Here is an 18391-nt window from a genome sequence, read left to right as displayed (position 1 = left end):
TGATGAATATCAGTACGATCTGTCAACTCTAAAAAAGCGGTCATGAAAAAGGTGTTTTCCGACGAAGATTTAATTAAAAATCTGAGCTTATATTACCTGAATCGACATTTGAAAAAAAAGCCGATAGAGAAGTATCACCGTACAATAGACGAATCTCCGCTTCACGACAGGGAAAAATATAAAAAAAAGTCTGAGATTTTACTCCTTAATTCTTTTATGCACCATTTCCCTGAAGTTAAATTTGAAAACCTTACCTGCGAAAGTCCTGACTTTATCGCCAAATTCAACGGCAAAAAAATAGGAATCGAGCTTACGGAAGTAATCAATCATCTGGAAATGAAGAAGGTTGAAAGTAATTTAAACAAGATGTTCCGTCAGGCAGAAATATTATTAGAACAAGAAGACACTACGAAATATCGTGGTGTTTATTTTTTAGAATTCCACCCGAATATTAAGTTTGACCATCTTGAAGAGCAGCAGGAAAATGTACTCAGTATCTATAAAAGCATTAAGAAAAACAAAGCGGTAGGCTGTGTAAAAAGTGTAAGAAAATCTTTTCATCGCAGAAATGTGTTCATTACTCATGAATACAGCATGAATCTTTTTGATGAGCTTTGTTCTGAGAAGATTTTGGAACTGATCGAAAAGAAAAACGAAAAGTTCCCTTATTACGATACCTCAGTTGACGAATGCTGGCTGGTGATTGTTTCCGATATGAATTCCATTGCATCACGATATACTTTTATCCAGGATAAAGAACATCTGGAAGAGGTTAAAAGTCCTTTTCATAAGATTTTCCATCTTGAAAACCTTTGTGGTAATATAACGAGTATTAAATAACTCAAATTTTAATACGATAATAAATCTACCTTTTTTATTAAAATAATTCAATAATTTAACAATTTTGTTATTTTTAATTGAATTATAGTTATATTTGAAATATGTGTTATGTATTGATTTAATTTATGATTAATTTTTAATAAAACATGTATTTTATGAGAAAAAATCTACTTTTTATTTTTTTATTTGTTTCACAGATTTTCTTTTCCCAGGCAGATTGTTCATCTGCATTAGCAGTTTGTGGTAATTCAGATATTACTTATACTCCTTCGGGAATAGGTGCTGTAAATGAAAGTTTAGGCGGCTGTTTACAGTCAGAGCACAATTCAGCATGGTATACATTTACCATTGCTACAGGAGGTACTCTTACCTTTGAAATTAATCCGACCGGTCCGGTGGATTATGACTGGGCGATTTACGGACCCAATAAAACCTGCGCAACCAAAGGAACTCCCATAAGATGTTCTTCCAACGACGGTACGATTGCGGGTTATCCTACAGGAATGAATATGACAGCTACAGATACCAGTGAAGGGCCCGGTTTCGGAGACGGTTTTGTAAAATATCTGGATGTTCTTCCCGGCGAAACGTATTTTTTATATGTTGATAATTATTCAACAACAGTGTATACGTTTAATTTGACCTGGGGTGGAACGGCTACTTTGGCTTCTCCTTTTACAGATCCTACGATCCAGCCGCATCCGTTTACACCTCCTGGAATTCCTGCAGCTAATCCTGCGGATCCAAGAGAAGTGGTTATCTGTTCGAGTTCCGTGGTTTTTGATTTCAGTACATTAACAGCAGGTATCCTTAATGGAAACCCTAACTTCAATGTATCTTATCATACAAGCCAAAATGATGCGTTGACAGGAAACAATCCTATTACTGCTCCGATTATGGTAAATACGACCACGGTTTACTATTACAGCATCAGTTATTCAGATCCTGCCAATCCTGCCAACCCTATCAATAAATGCAGACAAACGGGTAAATTCAAATTCAAAGACGGATCTATCACGGCAAATGATGCTACCTTAACGGAATGTAATAATAACAATGCAGGAACTGCTGTATTTGATTTAACAACTGCGAATGTGATCGCCGATCCTACAGTTGTGAAAAAATATTACCCTTCGATGAATGATCTTAACGCAGGAACGAATGAGATTACCAGTCCTACTGCATATCTTTCTGCTGAAGGAGTAGTATATGTAAAAGTAACCTCTGAGTACGGATGTGTTGCTACAGCCAAAATCACATTAAAATTTTACCCTGTGGTTGTAGTCAATGAAGCTACCCTGAGATCATGTTTCATCGAATCTAATCCTTCAACAGCTTCGTTCAACCTTACTGCTGCAGGTGTGACCACTCAGCCGGGAGTTACGAAAACATATTACCCGTCTTTAACCGATGCGATCAATATGACCAATGTAATCGGAACCCCTTCAGCTTATATCGCTCCAAACGGAGTGGTGTACGTAAGAGTGACCAATGGAAACGGATGTTATACTATAGCAAAAGTGACTCTGATCGTTTTACCACCGGTGAAATCTGCCGTTCTTATCGATAAGATCATATGTATGGAAGATACGACCACTCTTGATGCAGGACCCGGTTTTGACGGATATGAATGGAGCACAGGAGCCACTACCCAAGCTATCAACAATGTGGGTGTAGGAACTTACTGGGTAAAATTAAAAACAGGAGAATGTTTCACCACTCAAACGGTAAAAGTTTATCCTTCCGAACAACCTGTTATTACCAATGTAGATATTACCAATAACAGCATTACGGTAAATGTAATCGGAGGAACACCGCCATATAAATACTCAATCGATAATATCAACTGGCAGGATTCCAATACATTCTCAGATCTTCCGAGAGGAGATGTTCATATTTATGTGAAAGATGATTATGATTGTGATCCGATCGATATTACGGTTACTGTTCCTAACATGATCAATGTGATCACGCCAAACAGTGATGGAATCAACGATGTGATTGATTATTCAGCATTGGCTTATAAACAAAACCTGATTATCAACATTTATGACCGATATGGTAACAAAGTACACCAGGCTGATAAAACAAACGGCTACAAATGGGACGGAAGTACAAATGGAAGCAGGAAAGTACCAACAGGAACTTACTGGTATTCTGTAACCTGGAATGAGAATGATAAGAAAAGCACTGCTTTCAAATTTTCAAGCTGGGTTCTGGTAAAAAACAGGGAATAAATTAATAATAAATAAAAGCCATCTTTAATAGGATGGCTTTTTAATTTTTGTACAGGTATAATGGATTTTAAAAAATGCAATTGCAATTCATATACAGGAAAAGTGCTAACTTGGTTTTTATTTTAAAACAGTATGAAAGATCTTTTTATCAAACGTTTTGAGTATTACAAATCTCTCGGAGATAAAGCATTTGAACAGCTTTCTGATGAACAGTTTCTATGGCAGTACAATGAAGAAAGCAATTCGATTGCGATTATTGTAAAACATATGGCAGGAAATATGCTTTCAAGATGGACGAATTTCTTAACTGAAGACGGAGAAAAGGCTTCGAGAAACCGCGATGAAGAATTTGTAAGTACCTTTACAGACAAACAGGATATTCTTGATTTTTGGGAGAAAGGCTGGAAATGCTTTTTTGATGCTCTGGAACAGATTAATGATGAAAACTTATATTCCACCATTTATATAAGAGGAGAGGCGCATCCGGTTATTGATGCAGTTTTCCGTCAGTTGGCCCATTATCCGTATCATATCGGGCAGATCGTCTACATTGCCAAAATGATAAAGAATGAAGACTGGAAAACCCTTTCTATTGCCAGAAACAAATCACAGGAATTTAATTCTGAAATGAAAAATAAATTTTCCGGAGATGATTCAAACGCCAATTCCTCGCCGGTTTGTTATCAGAATAGCCCGGAAGTAAGAGACGAATATAAACAATAGACTGAATCAATTCAGAGTTTTTATTAAAATTGCTATCTTTGCACCCATAAAATTCAGGACTACAAATGTCTACTTTTCATAAAACTGCTGCATTTCATACCCTCGGCTGCAAATTAAATTTTGCGGAAACATCTACTATTGCCCGACAATTGACAGATTCAGGTTATGATAAGGTGAGTTTTGATGATAAAGCAGATGTCTATGTGATCAATACCTGCTCCGTAACCGAAAATGCAGACCGTGAATGTAAACTTCACGTGAAAAGAGCCATGAAAGCCAATCCTGAAGGATTAGTAGTTATTGTCGGATGCTATGCACAGTTGAAACCCGAAGAGATTTCCCAGATTGAAGGGGTTGATTTGGTTTTGGGAGCTAAAGAAAAGTTCAATATACTGAGCTATCTTGATGATTTAGAAAAATCTGAAAGTGAAGGAATCGTGCACTCCTGTGAAATTGAAGAAACCGATTTCTTTATCGGAAGTTATTCAATCGGTGACAGAACCAGGGCTTTTCTGAAAGTTCAGGATGGCTGTGATTACAAATGTACCTATTGTACAATACCATTGGCAAGAGGAATTTCTCGTTCCGATACCATTGAAAACGTTCTTAAAAATGCCAAAGAAATTGCGGCAAGAGATATCAAAGAAATCGTTCTTACCGGAGTAAATATCGGTGATTACGGAAAAGGTGAGTTCGGAAATAAAAAACATGAGCATACCTTTTTAGATCTGATTACGGAGTTGGATCAGGTAGATGGAATTGAAAGAATACGTATTTCTTCCATTGAACCCAATCTGTTGAAGGATGAGAGCATAGAGCTGGTTTCCAAGAGCAGAAGCTTTGTTCCGCATTTCCATATTCCCTTACAATCCGGATGTGATGATTTACTGAAAAAAATGAAGCGCCGTTATCTTACCAAGCTTTACAGAGAAAGGGTAAGCAAAATCCGTGAGGTAATGCCTGATGCGGCAATTGGTGTTGATGTAATCGTAGGATTTCCCGGAGAAACGGAAGAAAGATTTATGGAAACCTATAATTTCCTGAATGAGCTTCCTATCACTTACCTGCATGTTTTCACCTATTCCGAAAGAGAAAATACAGAAGCAGTCGGAATGGAAGGCGTAGTTCCTGTCTCTGAAAGAAAAAAACGCAATAAAATGCTCAGAATCCTTTCTGAAAAGAAGAAAATGGCATTTTATCAGACCCAGCTTGGGAAAACGCTTCCTGTACTTTGGGAGCATGAAAATAAAGGCGGGAAAATGTTTGGCTTCACAGAAAATTATGTGAGAGTCCAGAAAGACTTTGATCCTGCAACTGTCAATCAAATCGAATTTCTGAATTTAGAAAAAATCCTGTCAGATGGCACAGTTTCTGTGCACTCTTCTTACGAAAGTTTTTTAGCAAAAGCATAGTCTTATTGCAAATTTTCCACTAAATTTATTTTAACTTTTAAATACTACATTCATGAGAGATAAGTTTTTATCTTGGGGAATTGTATTAGTCATTGCTACATGGGTTGTAGCATTGCTAATCAGAGCGCATTACTGGATACCCACGCTGTTATCCGCTATCTATGCATTAGGCGTGTACAATGCTTACCAGTCAAAACACGCTATTTTGAGGAACTTTCCGGTGCTGGGCTACTTCCGGTATTTTTTTGAAAGTATTTCACCCGAAATGCAACAATACTTTATCGAAAGAGAAACAGACGGGAAACCATTTCCCAGAAACCAGCGTTCCGCCGTTTACAGACGTGCGAAAAACCTGAGTGATACTGTTGCTTTCGGAACCCAATTAGAAGTTAATCACAGAAAATATGAAGGGATAAAACATTCCATTTATGCCAAATCGCCTTCAGAAGAACTGCCAAGAGTATGGGTAGGAGGTGAGCAGTGCACACAGCCTTATCATGCTTCTTTATTCAATATTTCGGCGATGAGTTTCGGTGCTTTAAGTGACAGGGCTCAGATTTCGCTGAACAGAGGCGCAAAAAAAGGGAATTTTTACCATAATACCGGAGAAGGAGGTATTTCTCCCCATCACCTGGAAGGAGGAGATTTATGCTGGCAAATCGGAACCGGATACTTTGGCTGCAGGGATGAAGAAGGTAAATTTAATCCTGAATTATTTACAAAATATTCCAACCTTCCGAATGTGAAAATGATTGAGATCAAATTGTCTCAGGGAGCAAAACCGGGACATGGAGGCGTTTTACCGGGAGTAAAAAATACCCCTGAAATTGCAAAAATCCGTCACGTCACACCGGGAATGACCGTTATTTCCCCGCCATCACATTCTGCTTTTTCGAATGCAGCAGGACTATTGAACTTTGTACAGCAGTTAAGAGAACTTTCAGGAGGAAAGCCTGTTGGTTTTAAATTATGTATTGGAGATACAAAAGAATTTGAAGATATCTGCGTTCAGATGAATGTTTTAAAGATTTATCCGGATTTTATCACGATAGACGGAGCAGAAGGAGGAACAGGAGCTGCACCACCCGAATTTTCAGATGGAGTAGGAATGCCATTGGAACCTGCTTTGATTTTTGTGAACAGAACGCTGAACAGTTATAATCTAAGAGATAAATTAAGAGTCATTGCAAGCGGGAAAGTACTTACCAGTCTGGATATTCTGAGAGCTGTTGCCATGGGTGCCGATATGTGTAACAATGCCAGAGGATTTATGTTTTCTTTAGGTTGTATCCAGGCTTTAAGATGTAATACAAACAATTGTCCGACAGGAGTTGCGACCCAGGATAAAATGCTGATCAAAGGATTGGATGTTACTGATAAAAGTGAAAGGGTTTATCATTTTCATAAAAATACACTTCATACCTGTAATGAACTGATCGCGGCAGCCGGCAGAAGCTCTTATGAAGAAGTGGATGCCTCTATGTTTATGAGAGGAGATGAATTTGATCATCTGGCAGATCTTTACTTCCCTGATATTTTAGGAAATGTAAAACAGAAAGCAAGATTCTAAACAGAGAATAAAAAAACGCTTCAGATATCTGAAGCGTTTTTTTTATTTTATTCCTCACTGGTTTGTCTGGTCCTCGCATCGTAGATTTGAAAGTTAAAGACAAATGAGACATTTTTAAGAGAATAGCCCGTGTAATTAAAATGAGAATCTCTCGCAAAAGCAGCTCTTGAAGGTACAATAATTACCCCTTGCAGATTATAAGGATCTCCGTCTGACATATTCTGGAAACCTTTGAAGTGTTGCAAACCTTCTTGTAAACCTTCAATTTCGTAATAGCTTCTTTCTTTTGCTGCACCAGTAAGATCAGGATTGTTTATAACTGCATTTTTCACATAGTAGAACTGAGGATCGGTAACAGGAGAACCGGTTCCGTTAATTGTATTTAAAATCGTTCCGCTTAAAGTAGGACCAAATACACCTTTTCCATCCGTCTCAGTAGCAAGATAATAGCTTGCTTTCATCATGGTTTTGATAAGGGTGTTGGTTCCTATCGTTGCTCCCGGAGAAGGCTGTGCACCGGCTCTTACAATATAAATAACACCGGATGGCAGTTTTACGGGATTCAGCTCAGATAATTTCTTCTCGTTATCATCAGAAGCATCGGAACTGCTGAAAGCTTTTATATTTCCCTGCGTATCCAGATAATTTTCGTCTAGGAATTTTTGGATAGCCTGGTCATCATAAGTATTTCTTACCGCAATATCTTCAGGCTCTACAAATGTTTCTACGTCGTCATCTTTTTTACAGGCAGAGAAACACAAAGATCCGGCAAGGATATATAAAAATATTTTTTTCATTTCAAAAAACTTTAATTACTTTACAAATAATATAACGGCAAAAGTATAAAAAATTATGAGAATAGATAAATTTTTATGGAGCATTCGCTTTTATAAAACGAGAAGTATTGCAGCAGAGGAAATTAAGAAAAACAGAGTTTCCATTGGAATCTCCGCTGTAAAGTCTTCTAAAGAGGTAAAAGAAGGGGATGAAATCAAGATCCGTAAAAATCAGATTGACTATAAAATTAAAGTGATCCAGATCCCTAAAAGCAGGATCGGAGCAAAATTGGTTCCTCTGCACATAAGAGATATCACCGATAAAGAGCAGTATGAATTACTCAAACTACGTAAAATGTCTCAGGATTATTACAGAAACAGGGGCGAGGGAAGGCCTACCAAAAAAGACAGACGAGACATGGACGACTATGTAGGGAATGATATTACAGCAGATTTTACAGACTGGGATGATTTTTTTGGTGAAACAGATGATGATGAAAATGAAGCTGAAAAAGATCTATAAATACAGTTTTTCAATAATTTCATTTACGATATCTTCAGGTTCTCTGGAATCTGTGCTTACCATAAACTGTGCCTTGCTGTAAAATTCGTTTCTTTCGAATAAATGCTTGGCAATAAACTCAGGAAGGTTTTCATCAGAAACATTGGCAATTAAAGGCCTTTTTTCTTTCTGTTTTGAAAGCCTTTCTGATAATGTAGCAACGGAAGCTCTTAAAAACACACTTTGGGAATTATGATTAATAATTTCCATATTGTTATAGTAAACCGGAGTCCCGCCACCAAGACTTAAAATAAGGTTTTCTTGGGTTGCCAGGATCTCTTCTAAAACTTCTCTTTCAAGCTTTCTAAAGTAAATTTCGCCCTTTTTCTCGAAGATTTCGGGAATGGTTAATTTTTTCCTTCTTGAAATCTCTTTATCAAGGTCAATTAATTTAAAATTTATTTTTTCGCTTAAAATTTTGGAAACGTGTGTTTTGCCACTTCCCATGTATCCGACCAGTGAAATTATCATGAATTTTTTTTAAACAAATTTGCGAAAAAGTTTTGAGAAATAAAAAAAAGCTATATCTTTGCACCACTTAAAACAAGGGACATTACTTAAATGAAAATTGTTTAAAATAAGTGGCCGACTCGGTAGCTCAGCTGGTAGAGCAATACACTTTTAATGTATGGGTCCTGGGTTCGAATCCCAGCCGGGTCACTAGCAAAAATATTACTAAATTCTGTAATTTTTTTGCCTGCGTGGTGAAATTGGTAGACACGCCATCTTGAGGGGGTGGTTTCCTAAGGATGTGCTGGTTCGAGTCCAGTCGCAGGCACTGCAAAAGAAAAATAATATTTTTGATTATAATATAGATAAAAATTTTATATTTATATTTCAAAAATGTGGCCGACTCGGTAGCTCAGCTGGTAGAGCAATACACTTTTAATGTATGGGTCCTGGGTTCGAATCCCAGCCGGGTCACAAGTTTACTGAAAAGTAAATTTTTTTCATATTAATATTTTGTGATTTGGTGTTCAAAGGCTTCCGTCAGGAAGCCTTTGATTTTTTATTGATCCGGCTAATCAAGATGCATATTGTCAATTAATCTCACACCATCTACCACCACTACGATAAAAGCTCTGTAAGATTTATCCTTGTAAAAAAAATCGGTTTCTTTTAATGTTTTTTCGTCAGCAATAAGGAAATATTCGAGTTTCATTCCCTGCTGATGATCAAAAATATCCACTACTCTTTCTTTGATCTCAGGAACCGTAATTACTCTAAACCAATCGGTAACTTTCTTCAGGGTCTCATAAATGATTTTTGAGGCTTCTCTTCTGTCTTCATGAAGTCTTTGATTCCTTGAACTTAAGGCCAGTCCGTTTTTTGCCCGGTAGATCGAAACGCCTGTTATTTTTACGGGAAGCTTTTTCTTTTCAACCATTTTTCTGATAATGGCCAATTGCTGATAGTCTTTTTCTCCAAAATAAGCATTGTCAGGCTGTACTTGTCTGAAAAACTCTTCTACTACAGTTCCGACACCATCAAAATGGCCGGGTCTTGACTTGCCTTCCATTTCATTCTCGAGACCATCAAAATCATAATGCTGACTTTCTGTTTTTTCAGGATATATATCTGCCACTTCCGGGATATAAACGGCATCTACCAAACCCGAATTTTCCAGAATAAGAAGGTCTCTGTTGATATCTCTCGGATATTTTTCCAGGTCTTCGGCATTATTGAATTGAGTGGGGTTAACAAAAATTGAAGAAATAACAAGATCATTTTCATTTCTGGCAGCTTCATACAGTGAAAGATGGCCATTATGCAGGGCTCCCATGGTAGGGGCAAATCCTATTTTTTTACCCATTTCTTTCTGTCTTTCAATGAAATCCTGAAGTGTTTTTTTATTTTTTAAAACTTCCATAGTTGATTTTAATAGTAATTCAAAAATACTAAAAATATCATATAATAAGCTGTGGTTTTGATAATTTGAAAATGGGAATTATCGTAAAAAAATGTTAATTAAAATAATGTTGGATGTTTTTTTGTAATTTTGCACATTAAAGCATTTTTACAAAAATTAGATAGAAGTTTATGCCGAATCAAAAAATACTGTACATTACTACAGAGATGTATCCATATCAAGAAGACACCAATATGGCTGCAGTGGTAAACAAAATGGCACTTAAAATGCACAATGAAGGCAATGATGTAAGAGTTTTTATGCCAAGATTTGGACAAATAAGTGAAAGAAAGTTCCAACTCCACGAGGTTATTCGTCTTTCAGGGATGAATATTATTATTAATGATCTTGATCAGCCTCTGATTATTAAAGTAGCGTCTCTTCCGGGGGAAAGACTTCAGGTTTACTTTATAGACAATGAAGAGTATTTCAAAAGAAAACAATATTATTTTGATGACGAAGGGGTTTCATTTGATGATAATGATGAAAGAGCAATATTTTTTGCAAGAGGAGTAATAGAAACCATTAAAAAACTTAATTGGGTTCCGGATGTAATTCACCTGAACGGATGGATGGCTTCTTTTGTGCCGATCTACCTTAAAACATACTATAAATCTGACACTTATTTTAAAGACGCTAAAATCGTGCTTTCCTTATATAATGAGAAAGATGCTCCTTTAAACGAAAAAATAGGAGAAAAACTGGAATTCGATAATATTTCCGGGTTAAAAGCGTTAGATAATCCGAGCTTTCAAACCTTTGTGATTGAAAGTATGAACTATGTAGATGGTGTAGTGAAAGGAGATGAATTCCTTAATGAAGAATTAGATAAAGCCTTCAACGAGACTTCAACTCCGAAATCGGAATACCTTGATATAGATTCTATAAACAAACTTTATTAAAATAAAACACACATTTTAATGACTCATATTATTAAAAGAGCTTTCGCCATTCTTTCTTTGGCGATTTTTGGAAGTGCATTGCTATATAATTGTGAACCGGATCCGGATTCTTTAGGCGAGCAGTTGTTTTTGGGAGACGCAGCTCAGGGTAATGAAAAACCTTATGATGTTATTGCGTATAACATTATCAATAATGATAGTATTAAAAGTGATGCTACCCAATTGGGAGCGGCAGTTCTGGGCGCCTTCAATGAAGGACAGTTCGGAATGCAGAGAGCATCTTATATTACTCAGTTGAGATTGACCAGTTATAATCCTGATTTCGGAACCAATGCCGTGGTTGACTCTGTGGTTCTGGTAATGAAACCGACTTATGCAACAGATTCATTAACGACCACTACTGATGAAAACTATGTTTACCCGGACGGAAATGTAGCTGCTAAAAAAGAAGTGAAAACATATTCTATCAATAAATATGGTAAGGCTAAAAAAACATTGCATATCAACGTAAATGAAGTTACTGAGTTCTTAAGAGGGGCAACAGACTCTGTTAAATCCAATGCAACTTTTGCTTACGATGCCACTTTATTAGGCTCAAAAGAATTGAATGGAAAGGCAAGTGTTGTAACCATTACCAAAGATTCTGATAATTCATCATTGTTTGCAACTTCTACTACACCGAATTTCAGAATTCAGCTGAACAAAGATGTATTCCAGCAGAAAATTATCGACAAAAAAGGAAAACCTGAACTTCAGGATGCAGCCAACTTCATCAGACATTTCAAAGGTCTTAGAATTTCTGTAGCGGAAGATGACGGTTATTTATTCCAGTTTTCTCCGAATGATACAGAGTTGATCATGTACTATAAGTATGATAAAACAGATAATGGTACTACGACGAGACCACAGGCTACTTACACATTTGCTTTAGGTGCCGGAAATACCCATATAGGACAGTATGAATATGACAGAACAGGATCTGCATTATCAACTGCGGTTACAGGGAATCAGATAATAGGAGACAAAAAATTATATGCTCAGGGAATGGGAGGTCCTTCAATTGGGATTAAAATTCCTTCAGGGGAGATAGATAAGCTTAAGAAACTGTATAATGATAATAAAGCAGCAATCATTAGTGCTAAAATCAGAATCTATACAGATAAAAATTCATGGGATACTAAATATACAAACCCAACTGCATTTACTTTCTTACAGAAATATAAAGATATTACCAAACCTAATGCTGATGGTCAACCTAAATTAGTAACTTCTTTCACTGATGATCTGATTAATTTTTCAGGTCTCACAGGATATACTATCTATAAGTCTTATGATTTAGATGAAACTCCGGCACACTATGACTTTGTTGTCACAAAATCTGTAAAAGATCTTGTAGAAAAAGCAGATTATGACGCTACTAAAAGAGCTACTTTATATTTCAGAATCGATATGGGAAGTTTCCTGGCTACTTCAGATAATACTGGTTTAGCAGGAGCAAAATATACTTCCAGAGCTTATAACAGAACTCGAGCTGTCTTTGTAGGATCTGATACTGAGGCAACAAACGCCAATAAGGCTAAGTTAATAGTTACTTACGGAACAAAATAAAAAATTTAAACAAACACTTCATAAAATATGTGCGGAATAGTAGGATATACAGGCTTTCAAGATGCCTATAATATTGTAATTAATGGTCTCAGAAGACTAGAATATAGAGGTTATGACAGTGCCGGAATCGTTCTGGAGAATGCAAATGACAAATTTAATGTAGAAAAAACAAAAGGGAAAGTTGACGATCTTGTTGGTATTTCTGAGCAGTTGAAAGGTATTGCAACAACAGGAATGGGGCATACACGTTGGGCAACTCACGGAGTTCCCAGCGACAGAAACTCTCACCCGCATTTATCCAATAATGGTAAAATTGCCATTATTCACAATGGTATTATCGAAAACTATGATACCATTAAAACAATGCTTAAGGAAAAAGGATTTACTTTTAAATCTGAAACCGATACTGAAGTACTGGTAAACCTGGTTCAGTATTTTATGGATATCAACCCCGGGACAGAATTCCCTACAGCAGTACGGTATGCACTTAATGAAGTGTATGGCGCTTATGCTATTACCGTAATGCACGAGGATTATCCGGGAGTTTTAGTGGTAGGAAGATTAGGTTCTCCTTTAGCAATCGGAATTGGTGAAAAAGAATACTTTATTGCCTCTGACGCTTCTCCTTTCGTAGAATTTACAAAAGAAGCGATCTACCTTGAAGAAGGGCATATGGCGACTATTTCTTTGGAAAAAGGAGTAGATATCAGAACGATCAATGACAATTCTAAAATAGAAGCCGAAATTCAGGAATTGAAATTAAGCCTTGAGCAGATAGAAAAAGGGGGCTACGAACATTTCATGCTTAAAGAAATCTTTGAACAGCCGAAATCTGTTCATGATACAATGAGAGGAAGACTGCTTGTAGACGAAGGCGTAATTAAAATGGCCGGGATCTGGGATCATGTAGAGAAATTTAAGAATGCCAACAGAATTATTATTATTGCTTGTGGTACTTCCTGGCATGCAGGTCTTATCGGTGAATATCTTATTGAAGAATATGCAAGAATTCCTGTTGAAGTAGAATATGCTTCGGAATTCAGATACAGAAATCCTATTATTACGGATAAAGATGTGGTTATTGCGATTTCTCAATCAGGAGAAACAGCTGATACCATGGCTGCTTTAAAATTAGCAAAAGAAAAAGGCGCATTTATATATGGAATCTGTAACGTGGTAGATTCGTCTATTGCAAGAATTACAGATGCCGGATCATATACCCATGCCGGACCTGAAATCGGGGTTGCTTCTACAAAAGCATTTACTGCCCAGCTTACTATCCTTACTTTAATTGCCTTTAAACTAGGAAAACATAATGGTAACTTAGGAAATGCAGAATTCATGAGCCTGATTTCAGAATTGGATGCGATACCTAAGAAAATCGAAGAAGTATTAAATACGACCCATGAGCTGACTCAGAATATTGCCAAAGATTTTATAAGTGCAACCAATTTCCTATATTTAGGAAGAGGATACAATTATCCTGCTGCACTGGAAGGAGCATTAAAACTGAAGGAAATCTCTTACATACATGCCGAAGGATATCCTGCTGCAGAAATGAAGCATGGCCCGATCGCTCTGATCGATGAAAACATGCCGATTGTAATCATCGCACCTAAAAAAGGTCATTATGATAAAATCGTGAGTAATGTTCAGGAGATAAAGGCCAGAAAAGGAAGAGTTATAGCTGTAGTAAATAAAGGAGATACTCAGGTAAGTGCAATGGCAGACTATGTAATTGAAATTCCTGAGACCTCAGAATGCTTCTCACCTATCGTAGCATCAGTACCTTTACAGCTTTTAGCTTACTATATTGCTGTATATAGAGGGGCAAATGTAGACCAGCCGAGAAACTTGGCAAAATCTGTTACGGTAGAATAGAAATTTTGTTCATAAAATAAACGGGTTTCGTTAGAATAGAATAAAAAAATACTTGTAAATAAAATAAATTTAGATTTCTTTCGTTATTTCAAAAAAAATCTTAAAAGTTTCTTAAAAAAATTATATATTTACGGCTTAATTATAAAAATTAACATGAAAAGGATATTTCTTTTATTATTGTCTGCGTCGGTAGCGTCGGTATCTTGTTCAGGTGGTGGATCTTCTTCTGTAGGGAAACCAGGAACAAAAGGAGAATTGATACCTAGAGAAAAAACGAAATCATTTGTTGCGGAAAGACCATACGGTATGGTTGCGATTCCTGCAGGATCATTCATTGCAGGTTTAGCCGATCAGGATATGACTAATACTCCTGAGAAAGCATCATTGAAAACAGTAACCGTTTCATCTTTCTTTATGGATGAAGCAGAAACTACTAATGCAGAGTACAGGGTATTCATTAATTATGTAAGAGATTCTATTGCTAGAACCATGCTTGCTGAAGCTGCCGGAGAAGGTGGTGAAGGTGGCGGCAGAGGTGCTACGATAGGTGATTATGCATACCTTGCGAAAAAAGAGGAAAATTTAACACCGTATCAGGAATATTTAGAGGGACAAGGAGGTAGAGAAGACGGAGGTTATGATGTAAATAAAAGATTAGACTGGAAAATTCCATTACATTGGAATACTTCTAAATATCCTGATGTAGAATATGCGGAAGTTCTTGAATCTTTATATTTACCGGCTTCGTCAAGAATCGGTAACGAAAGAATTCTCGATGTTAGTAAATTAAAATACAACTATCAGTGGGGAGATATGGATGCAGCAGTGGCTGACAACGAAAGAGGTGCAAACTACCTTAAGAGTGAAAGCATTGCCATCTATCCGGATACTACAGTCTGGGTAAAAGATTTCCACTTCGCTTATAACGAGCCATTATTTGAACAGTATTTCTGGCACAAAGCCTACAAAGAGTATCCTGTTGTTGGGGTAACCTGGGATCAGGCAAGAGCATACTGTAATTTCAGATCTAAACTGAAAACAGATTATAATGAAAGCTTGAAAAGAAGAAAACAAAGACCATTACAATTCCGTCTTCCTACAGAAATCGAGTGGGAATATGCAGCGAGAGGTGGTATGCAAAATGCTACTTACCCTTGGGGTGGTCCATATTTAATGGATGACAGAGGTTGCTACCTGGCAAACTTTAAACCTAAGAGAGGTAACTACATGGAAGATGATAAAAAAGGTACTTACACATATACAGCTCCAGTAAAGAAATTTAAGAAAAATGGATTTGGGTTATTTGATATGGCTGGAAACGTTTCTGAATGGACATCATCTGCTTATAACAATTCTTCATACGAGTTCTCTTCTACATTAAATCCTTCTACAAAAGATATCAAGGATACGAAGAGATCAGTAAGAGGTGGATCTTGGAAAGACATAGGTGCTATGCTTATGACTGGTGCAAGAGATTGGGAAAGAAAAGATTCGGCTAGAAGTTACATTGGATTTAGAACAGTACAGGATATTCCTGAGGCTGCTGTTAAAGCAAAAAGGGTTAACAGATAATCAACCATACAATTATTTTTCAATAACAATTTAATCATTAAAAAAACTAACTTATATGTTTAAGACTAAAGATGCTTGGATGAATTTCTTCTATTCGTTCGGTGCTGCAATTGTAATTCTTGGAGCTTGGCTTAAAATTACTCACATTAACATCGGGCCTATCAGTGGTAACGTAGCGCTTACAGTAGGGCTTATCACTGAAGCTATTATCTTCATTATTTTTGCCTTTGACCCTCCGAAATCTGAAGAGTCTTATGCTTGGGAAAATGTTTATCCTGAATTGTTAGATAAGCATGCTAATCCTAATCCACTACACTCTAATGTATCTTCAAGAAATAATGCAGCTCAGTTTGCAGAATTGGAAAACTCTCTTTCAACCAAATTGGATAAGATGCTTCAGGATGCAAAATTAGATGTTCAATTATTTGAAAGATTAAGAACAGGAATTGATAAATTTTCAACTTCAGTAGATCAAATCAACCAGACTGTAGATGTTTCTGCTTCTACTCATAAATATAACGATCAGTTAAACAAAGCTGCTGAGCATATGGAAAGTATGAATGCTTTATATGCAATGCAGTTAGAGAGCGGAAAAAGACAATCTGAATTTGCTAACAAATATGTAGCAGATATGCAGAAGTCTGCTGAGCAATCTGAAAAATTCAATCAGGAATTACAAGGTTTAACAACTAATTTAAATAGCTTAAATAGAGTATATGGTGGTATGTTAACTGCTATGAAGTCTTAATTTCTAAACCATTTCTAAAATTTAATTTTTAATCCAAAACAAAAAGAAAAAGAATGGCACAAGGAAAACAGACTCCACGTCAGAAGATGATCAACCTAATGTATTTGGTGTTCATCGCTATGATGGCCCTAAACATTGATGCGGAAATCATCAGATCATATTATGATTCTACAAAAGCACTTAACGAAACAAGAACTTTAACGGAAAGAAAGAACGAGAAAATTTTCGAAAAAACTTTAGAAGCTAAAGCACAACAGGTACCGGATACCTATGCACAGCCTTGGGAAGACTACAAAGTTTTAAAAGCGAAAATCGATGCGTTGGTTAACGCTGCTCAGGGTATTAAAAATACACTGAACACGGAATCAGAATTTCGAGAAAGAGATCCTGAAACAAAAAAGGAACTTGACGTAAGTGAAAATTTTGCTGCACTTAATAATAATGAAGCTACTACACACTATTTCTTCAATGACGGTGACGAGAATTCACCTTCTAAAAAAGCAATGGAGTTAAAAGCAAAAATAGATGATGTAAGAAATTATATCAACGCTACTTTTGGAAAAAACGCTCAATTGAAAGACTTAGTTGAAAGAGCTAATAAATCTCTTATCGCTGAATATCCTAAAGGAAAATCACCGAATGAGAAAACCTGGTTCCAGAACAAATTCTATCATCAGCCATTAATCGCGGCTATCTCAAATTTAGAGATTATCCAGAATGATGCCAGAAACGTTCAGTCTGATGCATTAGCATTATTACTACAGGAAAAAGTAGATGCAAGTATTAAATTCTCTAGCTATGAGCCTATCGTTTCCGGTCCGGTTGATATCCAGGCAGGTAAGCAGGCTGAAGTTAAAGTAATGTTGGGAACTTATTCTACAAGCAACAAGATCTCTATTACAGGAGTTAGCAAAGTAGAAAACGGAAAAGGTATCATCCCTATTACAGGATCAGGTATCGGAGAACATACATTAAGCGGTACTGTTACCTTAACAGATGCAAGCGGTAAGCCTCAGAGTTTCCCTTGGACGCATACTTACAACGTAATCGCAGGACCAAGAGAAGTAAAACTTGAAAAAGGATTATTACTTTCTGCCGATAAAATGAATGTAATGTATAGAAATCTTGAAAACCCTGTTTCAGGTTCTATATTAGGTGCTGATAACTCAAGATTGTCATTATCCGCTCCGGGTGCTTCAGTGAAGAGTACAGGACCTGGTAAATGGAATGTAAGACCGGGAGCAGGAAATGTTCTTAAACTTACATTATCAGGAATTGACCCTTACGGAAAATCTGTTTCACAGGTATTTGAGTACAGAATTAAAAATGTACCGCCGCCACAAGGACAGATCAGAGGAAAAGTTTCTTTAACTCTACCGGCAACGTCAGTTGAAAATCAGAATCTTCAGGCTGTAATTCCGGACTTTGATTTCCCTGTATCGTTCAACGTTACATCGTTCATGGTAAGAGTTCCTGGTAGAGCATCAATGCTTATTCAAGGTAATTCATTACAAAACGCAGCAGGATTGTTTAAAAACTTAAGAGCAGGAGATGGTGTATATATCTTTGAAATAAAAGCAACCGCTAACGGATTAGGAGACATGAAAATTCCAAATATTTCACCGGTATTAATTAACATCCAATAAAATTA

Annotated in this window: 15 protein-coding genes and 3 tRNA genes; 15 read left to right on the top strand and 3 right to left on the bottom strand. The window is 36.6% G+C overall.

Annotated elements, in window-relative coordinates; genetic code table 11:
• Positions 1 to 42 precede the first annotated feature (42 nt).
• The 5 genes from AB8P06_RS19305 to AB8P06_RS19285 all read left to right on the top strand — a co-directional run bounded on the left by AB8P06_RS19305 (position 43) and on the right by AB8P06_RS19285 (position 6782).
• Positions 43 to 840 carry a hypothetical protein gene (locus AB8P06_RS19305; protein ID WP_369844066.1) on the top strand — a complete coding sequence of 266 codons (798 nt, stop codon included), beginning with the start codon at positions 43 to 45 and terminating at the stop codon, positions 838 to 840.
• Positions 841 to 995: 155 nt separating this feature from the next.
• Complete coding sequence (locus AB8P06_RS19300; RefSeq protein ID WP_369844065.1) at positions 996 to 3077, top strand: FIDD domain-containing protein; 2082 nt, start codon at positions 996 to 998, stop codon at positions 3075 to 3077.
• Between the two features lie 132 nt (positions 3078 to 3209).
• On the top strand, positions 3210 to 3800 hold the full coding sequence (locus tag AB8P06_RS19295) for a DUF1572 family protein (RefSeq protein WP_369844063.1): 591 nt from the start codon (positions 3210 to 3212) through the stop codon (positions 3798 to 3800).
• A gap of 65 nt (positions 3801 to 3865) precedes the next feature.
• Complete coding sequence (gene mtaB / locus AB8P06_RS19290) at positions 3866 to 5212, top strand: tRNA (N(6)-L-threonylcarbamoyladenosine(37)-C(2))-methylthiotransferase MtaB (RefSeq protein ID WP_369844061.1); 1347 nt, start codon at positions 3866 to 3868, stop codon at positions 5210 to 5212.
• A gap of 52 nt (positions 5213 to 5264) precedes the next feature.
• The gene (locus tag AB8P06_RS19285; RefSeq protein ID WP_369844059.1) at positions 5265 to 6782 is read left to right on the top strand and encodes an FMN-binding glutamate synthase family protein; all 1518 of its coding nucleotides are present in this window, start codon (positions 5265 to 5267) and stop codon (positions 6780 to 6782) included.
• 47 nt (positions 6783 to 6829) lie between these two features.
• Here AB8P06_RS19285 and AB8P06_RS19280 read toward each other — a convergent pair whose 3' ends face one another.
• Positions 6830 to 7579 carry a hypothetical protein gene (locus tag AB8P06_RS19280; RefSeq protein ID WP_369844057.1) on the bottom strand — a complete coding sequence of 250 codons (750 nt, stop codon included), beginning with the start codon at positions 7577 to 7579 and terminating at the stop codon, positions 6830 to 6832.
• Positions 7580 to 7634: 55 nt separating this feature from the next.
• Here AB8P06_RS19280 and AB8P06_RS19275 point away from each other — a divergent pair, with 55 nt between their 5' ends.
• Entirely contained in the window at positions 7635 to 8081 is a 447-nt protein-coding gene (locus tag AB8P06_RS19275) for an RNA-binding S4 domain-containing protein (protein WP_369844055.1), read from the top strand.
• Here the strand turns inward: AB8P06_RS19275 and AB8P06_RS19270 are convergent.
• Positions 8076 to 8591, bottom strand: coding sequence for a shikimate kinase (locus AB8P06_RS19270; protein ID WP_369844053.1), 516 nt, complete (start codon positions 8589 to 8591; stop codon positions 8076 to 8078). The two genes, AB8P06_RS19275 and AB8P06_RS19270, sit on opposite strands and share 6 nt — an antisense overlap.
• A gap of 116 nt (positions 8592 to 8707) precedes the next feature.
• On the opposite strand from AB8P06_RS19270, the gene AB8P06_RS19265 reads away from it, so the two are divergent.
• From AB8P06_RS19265 to AB8P06_RS19255, 3 genes are all read left to right on the top strand, one after another.
• A tRNA-Lys gene (locus AB8P06_RS19265) sits at positions 8708 to 8780 on the top strand.
• Between the two features lie 35 nt (positions 8781 to 8815).
• Positions 8816 to 8898 (top strand) — tRNA-Leu (locus AB8P06_RS19260).
• Between the two features lie 73 nt (positions 8899 to 8971).
• Positions 8972 to 9044 (top strand) — tRNA-Lys (locus AB8P06_RS19255).
• 97 nt (positions 9045 to 9141) lie between these two features.
• Here the strand turns inward: AB8P06_RS19255 and panC are convergent.
• On the bottom strand, positions 9142 to 9990 hold the full coding sequence (gene panC, locus AB8P06_RS19250) for a pantoate--beta-alanine ligase (protein ID WP_369844051.1): 849 nt from the start codon (positions 9988 to 9990) through the stop codon (positions 9142 to 9144).
• Between the two features lie 170 nt (positions 9991 to 10160).
• Here panC and AB8P06_RS19245 point away from each other — a divergent pair, with 170 nt between their 5' ends.
• The 6 genes from AB8P06_RS19245 (at position 10161) to porM (ending at position 18386) form a co-directional block, all read left to right on the top strand.
• On the top strand, positions 10161 to 10931 hold the full coding sequence (locus tag AB8P06_RS19245) for a glycogen/starch synthase (RefSeq protein ID WP_369844049.1): 771 nt from the start codon (positions 10161 to 10163) through the stop codon (positions 10929 to 10931).
• Between the two features lie 18 nt (positions 10932 to 10949).
• Complete coding sequence (locus tag AB8P06_RS19240; protein WP_369844047.1) at positions 10950 to 12539, top strand: DUF4270 family protein; 1590 nt, start codon at positions 10950 to 10952, stop codon at positions 12537 to 12539.
• Positions 12540 to 12566: 27 nt separating this feature from the next.
• Entirely contained in the window at positions 12567 to 14420 is a 1854-nt protein-coding gene (gene glmS, locus AB8P06_RS19235; RefSeq protein WP_369844045.1) for a glutamine--fructose-6-phosphate transaminase (isomerizing), read from the top strand.
• A 153-nt stretch (positions 14421 to 14573) separates the two neighbouring features.
• Positions 14574 to 15992: a T9SS ring complex lipoprotein PorK/GldK gene (gene porK / locus AB8P06_RS19230; protein ID WP_369844043.1), complete on the top strand. Its 1419-nt coding sequence runs from the start codon at positions 14574 to 14576 to the stop codon at positions 15990 to 15992.
• 55 nt (positions 15993 to 16047) lie between these two features.
• On the top strand, positions 16048 to 16740 hold the full coding sequence (gene porL / locus AB8P06_RS19225; RefSeq protein ID WP_369844041.1) for a type IX secretion system motor protein PorL/GldL: 693 nt from the start codon (positions 16048 to 16050) through the stop codon (positions 16738 to 16740).
• A 53-nt stretch (positions 16741 to 16793) separates the two neighbouring features.
• Positions 16794 to 18386, top strand: a complete 1593-nt coding sequence (gene porM, locus AB8P06_RS19220; protein WP_369844039.1) for a type IX secretion system motor protein PorM/GldM — start codon at positions 16794 to 16796, stop codon at positions 18384 to 18386.
• The last annotated feature ends 5 nt before the right edge of the window (positions 18387 to 18391 follow it).

The organism is Chryseobacterium tongliaonense (assembly GCF_041224435.1).
Lineage (GTDB): Bacteria > Bacteroidota > Bacteroidia > Flavobacteriales > Weeksellaceae > Chryseobacterium > Chryseobacterium tongliaoense.
Note: the sequence above shows the minus strand (reverse complement) of the source record. Positions and strands in the feature narration are given on the sequence as shown.

Coding starts and splice junctions, on each gene's coding strand:
- AB8P06_RS19305 (WP_369844066.1), top strand. CDS start 43: ATGAAAAAGGTGTTTTCCGACGAAGATTTAATTAAAAATCTGAGCTTA.
- AB8P06_RS19300 (WP_369844065.1), top strand. CDS start 996: ATGAGAAAAAATCTACTTTTTATTTTTTTATTTGTTTCACAGATTTTC.
- AB8P06_RS19295 (WP_369844063.1), top strand. CDS start 3,210: ATGAAAGATCTTTTTATCAAACGTTTTGAGTATTACAAATCTCTCGGA.
- mtaB (WP_369844061.1), top strand. CDS start 3,866: ATGTCTACTTTTCATAAAACTGCTGCATTTCATACCCTCGGCTGCAAA.
- AB8P06_RS19285 (WP_369844059.1), top strand. CDS start 5,265: ATGAGAGATAAGTTTTTATCTTGGGGAATTGTATTAGTCATTGCTACA.
- AB8P06_RS19280 (WP_369844057.1), bottom strand. CDS start 7,579: ATGAAAAAAATATTTTTATATATCCTTGCCGGATCTTTGTGTTTCTCT.
- AB8P06_RS19275 (WP_369844055.1), top strand. CDS start 7,635: ATGAGAATAGATAAATTTTTATGGAGCATTCGCTTTTATAAAACGAGA.
- AB8P06_RS19270 (WP_369844053.1), bottom strand. CDS start 8,591: ATGATAATTTCACTGGTCGGATACATGGGAAGTGGCAAAACACACGTT.
- panC (WP_369844051.1), bottom strand. CDS start 9,990: ATGGAAGTTTTAAAAAATAAAAAAACACTTCAGGATTTCATTGAAAGA.
- AB8P06_RS19245 (WP_369844049.1), top strand. CDS start 10,161: ATGCCGAATCAAAAAATACTGTACATTACTACAGAGATGTATCCATAT.
- AB8P06_RS19240 (WP_369844047.1), top strand. CDS start 10,950: ATGACTCATATTATTAAAAGAGCTTTCGCCATTCTTTCTTTGGCGATT.
- glmS (WP_369844045.1), top strand. CDS start 12,567: ATGTGCGGAATAGTAGGATATACAGGCTTTCAAGATGCCTATAATATT.
- porK (WP_369844043.1), top strand. CDS start 14,574: ATGAAAAGGATATTTCTTTTATTATTGTCTGCGTCGGTAGCGTCGGTA.
- porL (WP_369844041.1), top strand. CDS start 16,048: ATGTTTAAGACTAAAGATGCTTGGATGAATTTCTTCTATTCGTTCGGT.
- porM (WP_369844039.1), top strand. CDS start 16,794: ATGGCACAAGGAAAACAGACTCCACGTCAGAAGATGATCAACCTAATG.